18 protein-coding genes, 1 tRNA gene and 1 pseudogene are annotated in these 16135 nt (G+C 66.3%); 7 read left to right on the top strand and 13 right to left on the bottom strand.

The annotated features are described in order from the left end of the window. The first annotated feature begins 230 nt into the window (after positions 1-230). Positions 231-596 (top strand): hypothetical protein, encoded by a 366-nt coding sequence (locus ACQP2T_RS59410; RefSeq protein WP_433513453.1) that lies wholly within the window; start codon positions 231-233, stop codon positions 594-596. Between the two features lie 115 nt (positions 597-711). Continuing rightward, the gene (locus tag ACQP2T_RS59405; RefSeq protein ID WP_433513452.1) at positions 712-1950 is read left to right on the top strand and encodes a tyrosine-type recombinase/integrase; all 1239 of its coding nucleotides are present in this window, start codon (positions 712-714) and stop codon (positions 1948-1950) included. Positions 1951-2096: 146 nt separating this feature from the next. Here the strand turns inward: ACQP2T_RS59405 and ACQP2T_RS59400 are convergent, their stop codons facing one another. From ACQP2T_RS59400 to ACQP2T_RS59370, 7 genes are all read right to left on the bottom strand, one after another. After that, positions 2097-2528, bottom strand: coding sequence for a hypothetical protein (locus ACQP2T_RS59400; protein WP_433513451.1), 432 nt, complete (start codon positions 2526-2528; stop codon positions 2097-2099). Between the two features lie 103 nt (positions 2529-2631). Continuing rightward, a complete protein-coding gene (locus tag ACQP2T_RS59395; protein ID WP_433513450.1) occupies positions 2632-2817 on the bottom strand; it encodes a hypothetical protein in 186 nt (61 codons plus the stop codon). Positions 2818-2949: 132 nt separating this feature from the next. Beyond that, positions 2950-3783, bottom strand: a complete 834-nt coding sequence (locus tag ACQP2T_RS59390) for an alpha/beta fold hydrolase (protein ID WP_433513449.1) — start codon at positions 3781-3783, stop codon at positions 2950-2952. 27 nt (positions 3784-3810) lie between these two features. Beyond that, positions 3811-4233 (bottom strand): DoxX family protein, encoded by a 423-nt coding sequence (locus ACQP2T_RS59385; RefSeq protein ID WP_433513448.1) that lies wholly within the window; start codon positions 4231-4233, stop codon positions 3811-3813. A 103-nt stretch (positions 4234-4336) separates the two neighbouring features. Next, the gene (locus ACQP2T_RS59380) at positions 4337-5182 is read right to left on the bottom strand and encodes an ABC transporter permease (RefSeq protein ID WP_433513447.1); all 846 of its coding nucleotides are present in this window, start codon (positions 5180-5182) and stop codon (positions 4337-4339) included. Further along, positions 5179-6144 (bottom strand): ATP-binding cassette domain-containing protein, encoded by a 966-nt coding sequence (locus tag ACQP2T_RS59375; protein ID WP_433513446.1) that lies wholly within the window; start codon positions 6142-6144, stop codon positions 5179-5181. The genes ACQP2T_RS59380 and ACQP2T_RS59375 overlap by 4 nt, the downstream gene beginning before the upstream one ends. Positions 6145-6245: 101 nt before the next feature. Further along, a complete protein-coding gene (locus tag ACQP2T_RS59370; protein ID WP_433513445.1) occupies positions 6246-6839 on the bottom strand; it encodes a PadR family transcriptional regulator in 594 nt (197 codons plus the stop codon). Between the two features lie 402 nt (positions 6840-7241). On the opposite strand from ACQP2T_RS59370, the gene ACQP2T_RS59365 reads away from it, so the two are divergent. Beyond that, positions 7242-7682 (top strand): TauD/TfdA family dioxygenase, encoded by a 441-nt coding sequence (locus ACQP2T_RS59365; protein WP_433513444.1) that lies wholly within the window; start codon positions 7242-7244, stop codon positions 7680-7682. A gap of 471 nt (positions 7683-8153) precedes the next feature. On the opposite strand, the pseudogene ACQP2T_RS59360 reads toward ACQP2T_RS59365, so the two are convergent. From ACQP2T_RS59360 to ACQP2T_RS59350, 3 genes and pseudogenes are all read right to left on the bottom strand, one after another. Further along, a pseudogene (locus tag ACQP2T_RS59360) lies at positions 8154-8238 on the bottom strand (transposase); the annotation flags it as partial. 512 nt (positions 8239-8750) lie between these two features. Continuing rightward, positions 8751-8824, bottom strand: a tRNA-Pro gene (locus ACQP2T_RS59355). Between the two features lie 63 nt (positions 8825-8887). Next, positions 8888-9781 (bottom strand): metallophosphoesterase, encoded by an 894-nt coding sequence (locus tag ACQP2T_RS59350; protein ID WP_357954461.1) that lies wholly within the window; start codon positions 9779-9781, stop codon positions 8888-8890. A gap of 98 nt (positions 9782-9879) precedes the next feature. Between ACQP2T_RS59350 and ACQP2T_RS59345 the strand changes: the two genes are divergently transcribed. Further along, positions 9880-10335: a GatB/YqeY domain-containing protein gene (locus ACQP2T_RS59345; RefSeq protein ID WP_433513443.1), complete on the top strand. Its 456-nt coding sequence runs from the start codon at positions 9880-9882 to the stop codon at positions 10333-10335. Between the two features lie 81 nt (positions 10336-10416). Here the strand turns inward: ACQP2T_RS59345 and ACQP2T_RS59340 are convergent, their stop codons facing one another. Beyond that, positions 10417-12588: a transglycosylase domain-containing protein gene (locus ACQP2T_RS59340; RefSeq protein WP_433513442.1), complete on the bottom strand. Its 2172-nt coding sequence runs from the start codon at positions 12586-12588 to the stop codon at positions 10417-10419. Positions 12589-12874: 286 nt separating this feature from the next. Between ACQP2T_RS59340 and ACQP2T_RS59335 the strand changes: the two genes are divergently transcribed. Continuing rightward, positions 12875-13171: a WhiB family transcriptional regulator gene (locus ACQP2T_RS59335; RefSeq protein WP_148036282.1), complete on the top strand. Its 297-nt coding sequence runs from the start codon at positions 12875-12877 to the stop codon at positions 13169-13171. A 44-nt stretch (positions 13172-13215) separates the two neighbouring features. On the opposite strand, the gene ACQP2T_RS59330 is transcribed toward ACQP2T_RS59335, so the two are convergent. Beyond that, a complete protein-coding gene (locus tag ACQP2T_RS59330) occupies positions 13216-14346 on the bottom strand; it encodes an ArsA family ATPase (RefSeq protein WP_433513441.1) in 1131 nt (376 codons plus the stop codon). Beyond that, positions 14343-15338 carry an ArsA-related P-loop ATPase gene (locus tag ACQP2T_RS59325; protein WP_433513440.1) on the bottom strand — a complete coding sequence of 332 codons (996 nt, stop codon included), beginning with the start codon at positions 15336-15338 and terminating at the stop codon, positions 14343-14345. Before ACQP2T_RS59325 ends, ACQP2T_RS59330 begins: the two co-directional genes overlap by 4 nt. A 112-nt stretch (positions 15339-15450) precedes the next feature. Between ACQP2T_RS59325 and ACQP2T_RS59320 the strand changes: the two genes are divergently transcribed. Together ACQP2T_RS59320 and ACQP2T_RS59315 are read left to right on the top strand one after the other, a co-directional pair. Continuing rightward, positions 15451-15606 carry a hypothetical protein gene (locus ACQP2T_RS59320; protein WP_165959776.1) on the top strand — a complete coding sequence of 52 codons (156 nt, stop codon included), beginning with the start codon at positions 15451-15453 and terminating at the stop codon, positions 15604-15606. Continuing rightward, positions 15603-16061, top strand: coding sequence for a RidA family protein (locus tag ACQP2T_RS59315; RefSeq protein ID WP_433513439.1), 459 nt, complete (start codon positions 15603-15605; stop codon positions 16059-16061). The genes ACQP2T_RS59320 and ACQP2T_RS59315 overlap by 4 nt, the downstream gene beginning before the upstream one ends. The last annotated feature ends 74 nt before the right edge of the window (positions 16062-16135 follow it).

Here is a 16135-nt window from a genome sequence, read left to right as displayed (position 1 = left end):
TGCGGGCCCTGCTGACCGAGAACGCCCGGATGACTGAGCCTGGATTCACATGCCTGATTTCGGCTGATCGTTTCGAGTTCGATTCTTCGGCGAGAACTTATTCTGCTGGTCGGTGGGGTTCCGAGGGCATGAAAGGGGTCGCCGCGTGCGGGTCGCATGTGTCCACAGGGTTGGGGGTGGGGTGGGCGCTCGTGGCGGGCGGACCGTGACGGTCGTGGAGGTGCTGGCCGGTGGCCGGGGTTTGGGCTGGTCAGGCCGCGCGGGCCGACCGGTGGGTATCGGACGCCGAGATCGCCGAGGTCACCTACACCGCATTCGCGTCCAAGAAGAACCGGGCCATGACCATCCGGCTCAACCCGCCGGCGACGATCGGGCAAGACGAGCTGCTCGTCACCTGGCGCCACCACGTGATCTTCACCGACAGCCCCTTCAATCTCCTCCAAGCCGAAGCCCAGCACCGAGATCACGCGATCATCGAGCAGGTCAACGCCGACTTGATCGACGGGCCGCTGGCCCGCCTGCCCTCCGGAGCCTTCACCCCGAACGGGCATGAGGCGTTCAGCAGAGTGACTGGCGATCTCGGTCAACCTCCGTAAAATCGCAGGTAGGCACGGCTTTTCGCGTGCCCCCTACTGACCAACAGTTTCCAACGGTGACGGCGAGTCCCACGGTCAAACGACGGTCAGATGATCAAGGAGGGATCCGGAAGGTATGGGCTACTCGCGGAAGCGGGTCGGAAAGGACGGCACGGTCAGGTACACCGCCTACTACTGGGACATGAAGGGCCTGGAGAAGTCGGCGGGCACCTTCTCCAGTAAGAAGGCCGCTAACAAGGCATGGCACGAAGCCGAGGCAAAGGTCGCAGAAGGCCGGCTTGGAGACCCACGACGCGGGCGGCAGACCTTCGAACGCTACGTCCTGGAGACCTGGCTACCGAATCACGAGATCGAGGCGACCACTCGGCAGAGCTACACCTATACGATCCACCGGCACCTGATTCCGGAGTTCGGTGCGATGCGGATGATCGACATCCTTCCCGAGCACGTACGGGTGTGGGTGGCGACCATGAAGAAGAACGGCGTCGGCCCGGCGACCATCAAGTACGCCAAGGTGTTGCTGAGCGCCATCTTCACCACGGCGCTCAACGACCAGGTGACCTACGTGCATCCCTGCCGGGGGGTGAAGACTCCCACCGTTCCCCAGAAGCCGCGCACGATCATCACTCCGGAGCAGTTCGACACGCTGTACCAGACACTGCCGGATATCGAGTCGCAGCTCTTGGTGGAAACGGGTATCGAGACCGGGCTGCGGTGGGGAGAACTTACCGAACTGCGTGTCAAGGACCTGGCCATCCGGTCGCGGATCCTCACGGTGTCGCGAGCTGTGGTCGAGGTGAATCCGAAGTTCCATCCCGACGGTGGACGATTCTTGGTCAAGGAGTATCCGAAGGACAAGGAGTTCCGCCGTTTCAAGCTCTCTGCTCAGATAGTGGTCAAGATCGAGGACCACATCGCAACGGAGAAGCTCGGGGCGAACGACCTGCTGTTCGTTTGGCGGCACGAACCGCGGACCAAGCCCAAACTGCGGCTCGCACCGGATCCGGCAAGGCTTGGTCTCACCGAAGCCAACGCGAACGGCCGGCGTTACCGTCACGGCACGCTCAGCGCGTACACGGCAGGCAAGTGCCGTTGCGAGCACTGCCGAGCAGGATTTGCCATCTACCGAGCGGGACGCCGTTCGGTCGGCCAGGACAGCCCTCGAACTCCACGCTCTCGCGACAGTGACGGCCACATTCCCGCTGACTGGTTTCGCCGCCAGGTATGGAAGCCTGCCCTGGAGAAGGCCGACCTGGGCGTCAACATGCGAATCCACGATCTTCGTCATGCGCACGCGTCTTGGCTACTCTGTCGTAGCGGATCTTCCCGGTCGGCACCCCGCCGAGCACGTTGAAGGCGTGGACGTGACCCTCGAAGAAGGCTTCCTGCCCAGCCGAGGCACTGACCCTGTGCACGGCCTTGCCCGAGTAGGAGAGCCGAAGGCTGAACAGCGCGCAGGTTACGAGCTCGCCGCGCAGGCGGATGGCGACGTCGCCGAAGTCAACCTCGGCCTCGCGGCCCGGGCGGTGCTCTTGCGGGATGAACGCGTTGGCAGGTTCCCCATCCGACCTCGACGCGAATCTCACGGCGTCGGGTGGCGACGTACTCGCGGACCATCCAGTACGACACCACCCCGGCCCCGTCATGTTCGTCAAGCAGTCGATCGAAGATCCGCTTCGCCGTGTGTCGCTGCTTCCGCGGCGCGTCGAGGTCCGAGCGCAGCCAGTCGTCGATCACCACTCGGTACGCGTCAAGCCGTGAGCCGCGTTTGGGCGGTTGCTTTCTCTCCTTCGGCCATGCAGATTCCAGCGCCGCTGTCACGGTTCGGAAGCCGACGCCGTGCTTGCGCTGCAGCGCGCGGTTGGACATCCCAGATCGGGCATCCCGTCGGATCGCCGCGTACAGGTCGACCCGGGAACGCGGCTGCGTCATCGGTGGCACTCCTGACGTGAGCACGCCGTGGGCACGACTTTCGGCACCGGGCCACCGCCTGGGAACGGTGACCGCATGCGACCACAGCCCGGAATGACTGGCCCTACCGAGGTGCCTGGTCATGTGCTGCGCAGGGCTTCGGTGGGCGGTACTGAGTCGGCCCGGAGTGCGGGGTACGACCGACGACGGAGCCGATGAGCAGCGAGTAGGCCAGGTCGAGTCCCACTGAGGCCCAGGTCAGTACGACGGCCCGGCCTTGCGTGGTGACGAAGACGTTGGTGACGAGCACGCCCAGGATCAGGCCTGTGATGCCGCCGACGACATCAACCTCGACACTACCTGTCCGCCCCGTGTCCCTGGCGCGACGAAGATCTGCTTGCGCGGTGCCTAATCGGTCTTCCCGCAACACCTCGCGGGCCCCTCAGTGTTCGGTGCTGAAGAACCGTAGCAACAGCGGGCCGACGGTCTGTGGGTCGACGACGTGATCCGGCCCCTCGAGGGTCTCCCGTTGAGCGTGGGGTAATTGGTCTGCAAGCTCGTCGGCTGCGCGGTCGAAGAAGTCCGAGGGCAGGCCTGCCATATAGGGGACCGTGATCGGTCCTCCGGTGGTGACCAGGACCGGTTGGGTGACCGTTGCCAGTCGATCGGCCGGCAATTGGTAGCGGTTGAGGAAGACGCTGTCGTGGACCAGCGTGGGCGCGAGGGCGACCGAATGCGCCCAATGCGCCGTCTGCTTGCCTGCCGCTTTCCTGGCCGCGATGTTGTCGTCGGAGGCGCCGGTCATGCGCATGAACAGTTCGAGAACCTCCTCGTCTCGCCCGGCGTCGAAGGCGCGTCGGGTGTCTGCGATGTACTCCTCGAATCGCTGGCGGATGTCGTCCCCGACCGCGTAGGGCACCTCCCAGACGGCGATCGTGTCGATGGCTGACCCGGCCGCGGCGGCTTCCAGCGCCAGCGCGCCGCCTGAGGACGCTCCGAACAGGTGTGCCGAGCCGCCTGCCTCCGCGATCAACGCATCCAGGTCCTCGATCTCCCTTTCCACGGCGTACGGCTCGGTGAAGCCGCTCGCGCCGCGTCCCCGACGGGCATAGTTGTAGACCGTGAAGTGCTCGGCGAGAGCTGGCGCCAAGGGAGCGTTCTCCACCCCGTCGTCGAGTGCTCCGCCCACCAGAATGACGGCCGGACCGCTTCCTTCCCTGTCGTAGGCGATGGTGGTGCCATCGTTTGATGTCACGCGAAAGGCCATCTCGTTCATCTCACATCTCCGTTCGAGAGGTTTGTCTCAGCGCCTGGGCAGCGTGCCGACGACGGCCTCGGTGCGCGACCACCGCGTCCTTGCGATCACGGCCGCCACGATGAGTAAGGCGAGCGGCAGCCAAGGGCTCTGCTCGAGCACGAACTGATCGGTGATGACAGCACCGGTCAGCAATGCCGCCAACCCGAGACTGGCCAGGCCCGCCAGAGCCGGGATCAGAAGTCCAACCCCTCCCGCGACCTCCAGCGCTCCGACCAGGTACCGGAGCCACTGGCCAGCCCCGATGTCGGCGAACATGTCCACCATGACCGGGTCGCCGGCGAGCTTCGAGATTCCGCCGCCGGCGATTATCGCCGCCAGCACGACGTGCAGAATCCAGACCCCGATGCTGCTCGCCCGCCCGGGCGTGTGCGCAACGGTTTCCGAGGTTTTCTTGGGGATGGTGCTCATTCGGCTCTCCTTGTCGTGTCCGGGTCTGGTAGCGGTGATGGCTTTGGCCGAGTGGGCCGGGTTGTCGGAGTTGATTTCGACCAAGTGCTCGCGGTAGCGGCATCTACTTCTTGTTGCGGTAGAGGACCATGGTGATGGGACCGAAGACCGCGACGAGAAGTACGGACGAGACGAGCACCCAGCCGATTTCCCCGGCGGGCACCGAGCCGTCCATCAGGCCGCGTACCACGGTCGCCAGGTGGGTGATCGGGTTGACCTCGACGACCGCCTGCATCCACCCGGGCATCGTCTTCGGGTCCACGAAGATGTTGCTCACGAACGTCAGCGGGAACATCACCATCATGCTGACCCCCGCCACCGAGTTCGGCGTGCGCAGGATCAGGCTGAGCATCGTCCACAGCCACGACAGGCAGAACGAGAACACCAGCAGCAGCACCACCGAGAGCACCACCCCGACGGCGCCACCCTCCGGCCGGAACCCTAGGACCAGGCCGAGCGTGATCACGATCGCCGACCCGATCGAGTAGCGCATCACATCGCCGAGCAGGGCACCGACCAGCGGCGACGGTCGCCACACCGGAAGTGACCTGAACCTGTCGAACACCCCCTTCTGGATGTCGGTGTTCAGCGTTATGCCGGTGTTCATGGTGATCATGACGTTCGCCTGCACCAGGATGCCGGGCAGCAGGAATTGCAGGTACGCCTGTGTCGACCCGGCGAGCGCGCCACCGAACAGGTAGGTGAACATCAGCGTGAACATGATCGGGAACATGGTCACGTCGACGAGCTGCTCCGGGACGTGTTTGATCTTCAGCAGAGCGCGCCAGCCGAATGTCAACGAGGTGAGCACCGGGCCAGGCCGAGACGGCCGCTCGCCGGCCAACAGCACACTGCGCAGCGCGTCCTCAGTGACCGGCGCCGACGCCTGCTCCGCGGACGTGGCATTCATGCGGCATCCTCCTCGGGTGTCTCCTCGGCGGCGTGTCCGGTGAGGGCGAGGAACGCCTCGTCCAGGCTCGGCTGACCGAGCGCGAACTCGGTGACGTCGATACCGCTGCGGGACAACTCGGCCAGGGAACGGGCGACCCGCTCGGGGTCGGAGATCCGCGCGGACAGCGCGGCTGGGTCAGCGGACGGCTCGGCCGGCACCTCGAGGACGCCGGCGAGGACCCGCTCTGCCTCGGCCCGCTGCTCGGGCGCACGTAGCCGTACGTGCAGCGAGCCAGCGCCGACCGATGCCTTGAGCTCGCCGCTCGAGCCCTCGGCGATGACCTTCCCGTGGTCGATCACCGCTATCCGGTCGGCCAACTGGTCGGCCTCGTCGAGGTACTGCGTGGTCAGCAACACGGTGGCGCCCTCGGCGACCATGCCCCTGACGATCTCCCAGACCTGGTTCCTGCTGCGCGGGTCGAGCCCGGTCGTGGGCTCGTCGAGGAAGATCAGTTCGGGGGTGACGACCAGGCTCGCCGCGATGTCGATGCGCCGGCGCATCCCGCCGGAGTACTTCTTCACCTGCCGGTCGGCCGCCTCGGCAAGACCGAACGCGTCGAGCAGGTCGGCCGCTCGCCGCTTGGCCCGCGGGCGCGAGTAGCCGAGCAGCCTGGCGAGCAGCAACAGGTTCTCTACCCCGGTGAGGTCTTCGTCGACCGACGCGAACTGCCCGGTGAGGCCCACCCTGCTCCGCACCGCCCGGGCGTCACGCACGACGTCGTAGCCGAGCACTTGCGCCTCTCCGGCGTCGGGGCGCAGGAGCGTGGCCAGCATGCGGATCGTGGTGGTCTTGCCCGCCCCGTTCGGACCGAGCACGCCGTACACGCCCCCGGCGCTCACGGCCAGGTCGACACCGGCGACCGCGTGGGTCTTGCCGAAGCTCTTCTTCAACCCTCTCGTCTCGATCGCGAGCTTTCCCATGGGTTCGATTCCTTCTCTCGGCGTTGCGAACGGATTGGTGAGCTAGTCAAGTTTGACTACTTGGCCAAAGCAGACGAGGACGAAACGTCTAGTCAAGTTGATTAGACGCGCATCTTGAGGTGATCGGGGACCGTTCGCCACGAACCCGGATCATCGGCCATGGTGTAGGCGCCCTCAGACAGTCGTTTGCTCAGGCTCTTCGCCCACTCCAGTTCGGTGCGTGCCTGTCCCGCCCACAGTTCGGCCTGATCGCGGACGTGCTCGGGGGTGTCCCGATTGGGGTGCTCCCGCCACTTGGCCTGCACTACGAGCTCCGCTTCCAGGCGCGCGACCCGCTCGTTAATGTGCGCGATGGCATCTGTCCTGGTCAGCATGGGCAACATGGCGATGGACGCGTTGAGCATGTCCGGGTCGTGGGTGCGCCGCAGACCGTCGCGGACCAGTTCGACCATCTCGTCACGTCCCCGAGCTGTCGCGCGGTACAGAACGCGCTCCGGCCCGGAGTTGCCCGGCTCGGCGTGTTCGGTGAGGAGGCCATCAGCCGCCGCCTTCTTCAGCGCGTGATAAATCGAGCCGGGCTTGATCTTGGCCCAACTCTCCGCACCCCAGCTCTGTAGTTCGGACCGCACCTGGTAGCCATGCGCGCCGCCGGAGAGGTGCACGATACCGAGCACCAGGAGCTTCGTCGCCGACACGCGCCCACCTCCGCTCAACCCTCTCGTCTCGATCGCGAGCTTTCCCATGGGTTCGATTCCTTCTCCCGTGTTGCGAACGGATTGGTAGAGACTAGTCCAGTTTGACTACTTGGCCAAAGTACACGAGGAAGAAACGTCTAGTCAAGGTTGATTAGGCGCGCATCTTGAGGTGATCGGGGACCGTTCGCCACGAACCTGGATCATCGGCCATGGTGTAGGCGCCCTCAGACAGTCGTTTGCTCAGGCTCTTCGCCCACTCCAGTTCGGTGCGTGCGTGTCCCACCCACAGTTCGGCCTGATCGCGGACGTGCTCGGGGGTGTCCCGATTGGGGTGCTCCCGCCAATTCCGAGCGCAGGCTGTTGCCGCACAGCGACGGCAGCTTCGAGCCCTCTCCCCCCGATATGCTGTTCCTTCAGTGCGTGGAGCCCGACCTGCCGGGATTCGGGGAGTCGCGGGTCGTGCGGGCAGGCGACCTCGCCACACGCCTGCCACGAGACACCGTCGAGGTACTCGGCCGGCCCGAGTTCCACTTCGTACGGTGCGATGACAGCAGGACCGCCCTGGGGCGGGGCCCCGTGCTGGGGATCGGCGACGCGCCCACAATCCGCTTCCGCCACGACGAGAAGTACCGGATCAGGGCCGACACCGCGGAAGGGGCCGCAGCCGTCGAGGAGCTGAGCGAGCTCGTCAGGCAACCCTCGGTGCAGCGTCCGGTGTCCCTCGGGCGCGGTGACATCCTCTGGCTGGACAACCGCCGCAACCTCCACGGACGCACTGCGCTCTCCGGCCAGGCGACCCGGACGCTGCGGACGGCCTGGGGAGACGAACAGCCATCGGCGTAACGTGAGGCGCACACCGACCGGGAAGAAGGCGAAAGCTCGGTACCGGTATCAAGGAAGCATGCAGGGCTGAAGGAGTTCTCACATCGTGAGACCGAGGGCGATCGGCGGATGCATGAGAGTCGTCGCGGGCCCAACGGGTGCCTTCGGCGATATTGGTGTGGTTGAGCAGGCGTAGCGCGCCGATTGCGTAGCTTCGCATGGTGGCCAGGATGGACGGGGCGGAGGCTGTGCGGACGCGGCAGCGGTCCTCCCACACGTGCCAGCGCAGCAGGTCATGGTGAGGTCGCCACTTTCCAGACATGCTGCTTTCCCCTTCGGCTTTCACCTCCAGGTAGGCCAGGCGGCCCAGGAACCTCCTTCCGAGTCCCTCCCGGCTTCACCGGGGATACAACAAGGCGCCGCACGGCGCACTCGCGTTCACGATCTCGCGCATCTCGTACTTGCCCTGGTGGCCGCTGACGGAGCGATGCGCGGCCTTCCACGCCGTGATGATCGGTTCGATCAACGCCCATTGCTCGTCGGATAAGTCGCTCGAGTACGGCTTGCGCTCACTCACCCGGCCATCCCAGCACATCCAGGCCCACCAACCGGCGGTAACGCTACAAATCCACTCGGTCACACTGCGACATCATGGGCATCAAATCGCACAACGCCCTCTGAAATGTAAACGGATCCATCGCGTTGGCAGTCCGGCCCGTCTGCCGGGTTGTCAGCGGCGTTGCGGCCACTTCCGGCATGCTTCCCCCTCTGCCCCTGGCCGCGGCCACAGTGCACCCGCCAAGCACCGGGGTCAAGCAGCAATGGAACGGTCAGTGGCGTGTCCTCGCCGCTGGATTGAGGTCTGCGGCTGCTGGAGGTGTGATCGGAGCAGCGCTTCAGCTGTGCTTGTCATTTGAACAAGCGTGCGGTCTTTGATCCGTGGCTGATGGATCAAGGTGTTCAGGAAAACTCATTTGAACCCGTCGGTGACCTCTGGAGGCGTTCAGACAGACGGTCAATTGACGGTCAAACGATCAAGGGCCCGGCTCTCGATCTTGAGAACCAGGCCCTTCACCTGCAACTACTGGGTCGGGGTGGCGGGATTTGAACCCACGGCCTCTTCGTCCCGAACGAAGCGCGCTGCCAAGCTGCGCTACACCCCGGTGCACACCCTCTTGCGCGTGCTTGAGAAGTCTAGCTGACTTCGCGGGTGCTTGTGACCGGGTTTATCGGCGCGGGACCAGGGTGAGCAACGAGGCCTCCGGGAAGCAGGCGAAGCGGACCGGAGCGTACGGCGAGGTGCCGAGGCCGGCCGAGACGTGCAGCCAGGCGTTGTCGTGCCGGTTGAGGCCCTTGACGCGGGGCCGGTCGATGCCGCAGTTGGTGACCAGGGCGCCGTAGAACGGGATGCACAGCTGGCCGCCGTGCGTGTGGCCGGCCAGGAGGAGTTGGTAGCCGTCGGCGGCGAAGCGGGTCATGTTGCGGGGCTCGGGGGAGTGCATGACGCCGAGGCGGAGGTCGGCGTCGGCCGGGGCGGGGCCGGCGACCAGGTCGTAGCGGTCGCGGTCGATGTGGGAGTCGTGGATGCCCGCCACCGCCACGTCGAGGTCGCCGATCTTGAGGCGGGCGGTGGTGTTGTTCATGTCGAGCCAGCCCTCGGCCGCCATGCCGGCGCCCAGCTCCTCCCAGGGGAGGGTCGGGACGTGCTGGCGGCGCTCGTTCTTGGAGGTGCGCCAGAGGTAGCGGGCCGGGTTCTTGGGCTTGGGGGCGTAGAGGTCGTTGGAGCCGTACACGAACATGCCGGGACGGGCCAGCAGGGGCTCCAGGGCGTGCAGGAGCGCGGGCACGGCCTCAGGGTGGGCGATCGAGTCGCCCGTGTTGACGACCAGGTCGGGCTCCAGGGAGCCGAGCGAGCGGACCCAGTTGATCAGCATCCTGCGGCCCGGCGTCAGGTGCAGGTCGGACAGGTGGAGGATGCGTACGGGGCGCTGCCCGCGCTCCAGCACGGGCACGTCGAAGCGGCGCAGCCGGAACCAGTTGCGTTCGACGACGGAGGCGTAACCCAGACCGGCCAGGCCGAGACCGAGGATGGACAGTGGTATGGCGGCAGCTTTCCTCACCCATTCATGATGCCCGACATCCGGCCCCAGGCGTCCCGAGTACGTGAGATGGGGCTCCGTGAGCACGTAGCCGTCCGTACAGGCGGCAAGATGAACCCATGAGCGCATTGAAGGACAAGCTGAAGGCCGATCTCACGGCCTCGCTGAAGAGCCGGGACGAGGTACGTCTCCGGACGATTCGTATGGCACTGGCGGCGGTCAACGTCGAGGAGGTCGCCGGCAAGGCGGCCAGGGAGCTCTCCGACGACGAGATCGTCAAGGTGCTGACCAAGGAGGCCAAGAAGCGCCGGGAGGCGGCCGAGGCGTTCGGCAACGCCGGGCGCGCTGAGCAGGCGCAGGCGGAGCTGGACGAGCAGGCGGTGCTGGAGGAATACCTGCCGGCGCAGCTCTCCGACGAGGAGCTCGACCGCCTCGTCGACGAGGCCGTCGCCGAGACCGGTGCCGCCGGCCCTCAGGCGATGGGCCAGGTCATGAAGGTCGTCAACCCGAAGGTCGCCGGTCGCGCGGAGGGGGGACGGGTCGCCGCCGCCGTTCGCGCGCGACTGTCCGCCTAACCAGGTCTCGGGCTAACCAAGTCTCGGGTGCCCGCCACGAACGCGGGCACCCAGGCCACTCAGGGCACTCAAAAGCTCAGGTCAGTTGCGCCCGCGCCCGCGTCCCCGGTCACCGTTGTCGTCGCGGTTGAACTGGTCGAACTGGTCGAAGAAGTCGTCCTGAGGGCCGCCCCGCTTGTCGTCCTTCTTCTCCTTCTTGGGCTTGGGGGCGCAGTTGTCGCCGCAGCCGCCGAACCGCTCCTGGTTGACCGGCGTGAACTCGGTGGGTTCGACGCCCTTGAGCGCGGCCATCATCGCCTGCTTCCAGATGCGGCCCGAGATCGACGCCCCGTACACGTAGCTGTAGTAGCGGCCGCCGATGGTGACGCCGATCAGGTTGTGGGTGAAGGCGCCGCGCGGGTCGCCGAGGCTGACGGCGGAGGCCAGGTTCGGGGTGTAACCGGCGAACCAGGCGGCCGTGTAGCCGTCGGTGGTGCCCGTCTTGCCCGCCGCGTCCCGGCCGATGCCGCCGACCTCACGCATCGTGCCCTTGGTGAACACGCCCGAGAGGATGCCGCTGACGGCGTCGGCGACCTCCTCCTCCATGACCTTGGAGCACTTGGGCTTGTACTGGGTGGCCTTGCCGTTGCGGTCCTTGATCTCGGTGATCGCCAGCGGCTTGCAGTACTGGCCGCGTGAGGCGAAGACCGCGTAGGTGCTGGCCACGGTGACCGGGTCCACCTCGTTGATGCCGAGCGTGAACGTCTCGAACTCCCGCAGCTTCGTGCCGTCGGCCCGCTTGAGGCCGATCCGCTTGGCCAGCTTGACGACCTTGCAGAGCGTGACGCGCTCCTCCAGTCGCATGAAGAAGGTGTTGACCGAGCCCCAGGTGCCGGTCTGCAGCGTCTTGAAGCCGCCGCCGCCCTCGCTGGAGTTGCGTACCTCGTGCGTGGGGTCGCCGACCCGCTTGCCGTCGCAGTTCTTGAACGCGCCGTAGCCGGACGCGGTGAAGCCGGCGGGCGCCGGGTAGCCGTCCCCGTACTTCAGGCCCTCCTCGAGCGCTGTGGCGAGCGTGTAGGCCTTCGCCGTCGAGCCCTGCTGGAAGCCGCCGCCACCGCCGTGCTTGGCGTCGGCGACGACGTTGTAGCTCATCTCGTTCTTCTTCTTGCTGCCGCCGAACTTGCGCGAGGCCGCCATCGCCTTGATCTCGCCGGTGCCCGGCACGACCATCGCCTGCGAGGCCACCGGCTTGTCCTTGGTGCTGACGTACTCCTTGATGGCCTTCTCAGCGGCTTTCTGCATCTTCGGGTCGATCGTGGTCTTGATGGTGAGACCGCCGCGCTGGAGCAGCTTCAGGCGCTCCTTGGGGGTCTTGCCGAAATCCTCGTTGTTGAGGATCTCGTTCTGGACGTAGAGGCAGAAGTACGGGTACTTGCTCTCCTCGCAACCGCCTTCGACCTTGGTGTCCTTGAAGACGAGCTTCTTGGCCTTGGCCTCGGCGGCCTCCTGTGGCGTGATCTTGCCGAGTTCGGCCATCCGGTCGAGGACGACGTTGCGGCGGGCCTTCAACAGCTCCCTGGACGCCTTGCTGACGTTCGGGTCGGTCCTGTTGGGGTTCTGGACGGCGCCCGCCAGCGTGGCCGCCTCGACGAGGTTGAGCGCGGAGGCCGGCTTGCCGAAGAAGCGCTTGGAAGCGGCCTGGATGCCGTGCGCACCGGCGCCGAAGTAGGCGATGTTCAGATATTTCTCAAGGATCTGGTCCTTGGAGTACTTCTTCTCGACCGCCATGGCGTAGCGCAGCTCGTTGAGCTTGCGGCCGACGCTGGTCTCGATGGCCGCGGCCTGCTCCTCTTTGGTCTCGGCCGAGTTGAGGAGCACCTGCTTGACGTACTGCTGCGTGATCGACGAGCCACCCTGGGTCACGCCGCCCTGGGTGAGGTTCTTGACGAGGGCGCGGGCCGTTCCCTCCACGTCGATCGGGCCGTGCTGGTAGAACCGGAAGTCCTCGATCGAGATCAGCGCCGTCCGCATGATGGGGGCGACCTTGTCGAGACTCACCGATTCGCGGTTCTCGTAGAAGAACTGGGCTATCTTCTTGCCGTTGGCGTCCAGCAGCTCCGTGCGCTCGGGCAACGGGGGTTCGGCCAGGTCCTCGGGCTTCAGGTTGATCCCTGTCATCGCGGATTTGGCGGACATCCCCGCTCCACCGACCGCGGGAAGGGCTATGGCAGCCGTGAGCACTCCCGCGACCGCGCCCGCGGCGATCAGCCGCACGATGTTCAAGATCGGCGAGGAACGATCTTTGCCCTGAGCTTGCACAAGTCCAAGAGTACGTCGAATGAGTGACCTTATCGGTAACTCGGCACCATTTCGCCTTGACTGACGGGGGTGACTAGTCATTCCCGGTCAAGACTCCAGCGAGAAATTGGTCCTCTGGGGTCTGTCGGCCCGAACGTCTAGTTGCGTACGTTCTCCTCTGCGGCAACTGAATACGGAGGCTCGGCGCCCGCGCCCGTCGGCCCCAAATGACGACTGACCACCTAAGGGGAGTGGGGTCGAAATGTGGATCACGGATTGGACCTCCCGTGCCGCCTGTCGAGGAGCGGACCCGGACGCACTGTTCGTCCAGGGAGCCGCACAGAACAGGGCGAAGCTGATCTGCCGAGGATGCCCGGTCCGGACCGAATGCCTCGCCGATGCGCTGGACAACCGCATCGAGTTTGGCGTGTGGGGCGGCATGACGGAACGGGAACGACGGGCTCTGCTACGGCGGCGTCCTGACGTGGACTCATGGCGAGAGCTGCTCGAGTCTGCCAAGGAAGAGTACGAACGGACTAACGAGCTGATCGCAGGCTGACCCTGGCCTCGGGAGTACGGCCGGTGCTCGCACCGGCCGTACTCTCATGTACTCGTTGCGAGGAGTTCCCCGATTTGGCGCAGACCCGCTAGATCGTGGACATCCTCCGACATCGCACGTACCTGGACGACCGGCACTGTGGGGTGGGCCGACAGGAAATGGTCCTGCTCCCGGTGTTCGCGGGCGGCGAGTTGCATTCTGCCGGTGTGCAGCCGCAGTACGGCGGCGGTCAACTCGTGTTCGCCCCGCGACTCCAGGTCTTCCGCCGCGGCGGCGCTGCGCGCGGCCGAGAGCGCCGCCGCGGTGGGTTCGTGCACCCGGTTGACCACCAGGCCGGCCAGGGGCATGCGCTCCTCAGCGAGCCGCTCGACGAAGTAGGAGGCCTCACGCATCGCGTCGCGCTCCGGCGCGGCCACCACCACGAAAGCCGTACCCGGCGCCTGGAGCAGCCGATAGGTCATCTCCGCGCGCTGCCTGAACCCGCCGAAGACCGCGTCCAGCGCCGACACGAACGTCTGCAGGTCCTTGATGACCTGCGCGCCCAGCAGCTTGGTCATGGCGCCCGCCATGAGCCCGAACCCGGCGTTGAGCAGCCGGAACGCGCTCCGCCCTCCCGCCTTGGCCGGCGCGGTCAGCAGCCGGATGAACCTCCCGTCCAGGAAACGGCCGAGCCGCTCAGGGGCGTCGAGGAAGTCGAGCGCCGACCGCGAGGGCGGGGTGTCGACGATGATCAGATCCCACTCGTCCGAGCGGCGCAGCTGGCCCAGCTTCTCCATCGCCATGTACTCCTGGGTGCCGGCGAAGCTGGAGGACAGCGACTGGTAGAAGGGGTTCGACAGGATCTGGCGGGCCCGGTCGGGGTCGGCGTGCGCCTCGATGATCTCGTCGAACGTACGCTTCATGTCCAGCATCATCGCGAACAGCTGGCCGCCGCCCTCGGGTGAGCTGATCAGGCGCGGGGTGTTGTCGAGCTCGGTGAGCCCCATCGACTGCGCCAGCCGTCGCGCGGGGTCCACGGTCAGCACGACCGCGCACCTGCCGCGCTCGGCGGCCCGCAGCCCCAGTGCGGCGGCCGTGGTGGTCTTGCCCACGCCGCCGGCGCCGCAGCAGACGATGATCCGGGTGCCCTGGTCGTCGAGTATGGCGTCGACGTCGAGTACGGGGGGCTTCTTCACGCTGCTCCCTGGGTGCGGATGGCCTCGGCCAGCTCGTACAGGCCGCTCAGATCGACGCCGTCGGCCAGCAACGGCAACTCGTAGGACGGCAGCGTCGCCTCCGCCAGAGAGGCGCGCTCGGCCTGTTCCAGCTCGGTACGGCGGGCGTGCTCGGCGACCTCTTCCGCCAGAGCCTCCGCCACCGCGGAGGCGCCGTCGGACAGCCCGGCCGCCTTGAGCCCGAGCGTGAGCTCGGCGACGTCGAATCGGCCCTTGACAGCACTGTCAAGTGCGGCCTGTGGAAGCAGTGATTCACGAACCATGTTGATGAAGATTCCGCCGGGCGGCAGCCCCGCCGACCGCAATTCGGCGATGCCGTCGAGCGTCTCCTGAACCGGCATCTCCTCCAGCAAGGTGATGAAGTGCACCGCCGTTTCCGGAGATTTCACGACCTTGCTCACCAGATCGGAGTGGTTCTTGATCGGGCCGACTCTGGCCAGCCCGGCGACCTCCTGAGTGACGTTCAGGAAGCGCGAGATGCGGCCGGTCGGCGGCGCGTCTAGCACGACGGCGTCATAGATCCGCTTGCCGTTCTTGCCGCGCCTGCGTACGGCCTCGGTGGTCTTGCCGGTGACGAGGACGTCGCGGAAACCGGGGGCGACGGTGGTCGCGAAGTCGACGATGCCCATCTTGGTCAGCGCCCGCCCCGCCCTGCGCATGCCGTAGAACATCTCCATGTATTCGAGCATGGCCTCCTCAGGGTCTATGGCCAGCGCGTAGACGTCGCCGCCCGATGGGGCCACGGCGATCCGGCGCTCCTCGTACGGCAGCGGTGGCAGGTCGAAGATCTGCGCGATGCCCTGCCTGCCCTCCACCTCGACGAGCAGCACCTTGCGCCCGCCCGAGGCCAGGGCCAGGGCCAGGGCCGCGGCGACCGTGGTCTTGCCTGTGCCGCCCTTGCCGGTGACCACGTGCAGTCGCACGCCGTCCCAATCGGTGTCCCGAGAGTCCACGTTTCGAGGCTACCGAACGGTCACTTGACGAATGCCGACGACCACCCTTTGAGATAGCTCACATCGTGGCGTGCGGTGCGCCACGGGTTGCGCTTCTCCTACGCTGGCCTCCATGAAGAAATGGGAGTACCTGACGGCTCCGGTGCTGATCCACAACACCAAGATGATCCTGGACAACTTCGGGGCCGACGGCTGGGAGCTGGTCCAGATCCTGCAGGGTGCCACGCCCGAGCAGCTTGTCGCCTACTTCAAGAGGGAGAAGCAGTGACACCCGAAGAGAAGATCACCGAACTCGGGCTGACGCTGCCCGAGGTCGTCGCGCCGCTGGCCGCCTATGTGCCGGCCGTACGGACCGGCAACCTCGTCTACACCTCGGGCCAGGTGCCCATGGTCGACGGCAAGCTCGCGCAGACCGGCAAGGTCGGCGCCGAGGTCGGTCTCGACGATGCCCGCGAGCTGGCCCGGATCTGCGCGCTCAACGCGCTGGCCGCGCTGAAGTCCGAGGTCGGCGAGCTGGGCAACGTCGTGCGGATCGTCAAGGTCGTGGCGTTCGTGGCCAGCGACCCGGCCTTCACGCAGCAGCCCCAGGTCGCCAACGGGGCCAGTGAGCTGCTCGCCGAGGTGCTGGGTGACGCGGGCAAGCACGCCCGCAGCGCCGTGGGCGTCGCGTCCCTGCCGCTCGACGCCCCGGTCGAAGTGGAGCTGATCGCCGAGGTCTCCTGAGAGTCCGGATATGTCACGATGACCCGAGTGATGTTCTAGAAGCCCGAGTTGTTCTAGAAGGAGGTCATGTGACT

The sequence above is a fragment of the Nonomuraea sp. CA-143628 genome (assembly GCF_050942315.1).
GTDB lineage: Bacteria > Actinomycetota > Actinomycetes > Streptosporangiales > Streptosporangiaceae > Nonomuraea.
Note: the sequence above shows the minus strand (reverse complement) of the source record. Positions and strands in the feature narration are given on the sequence as shown.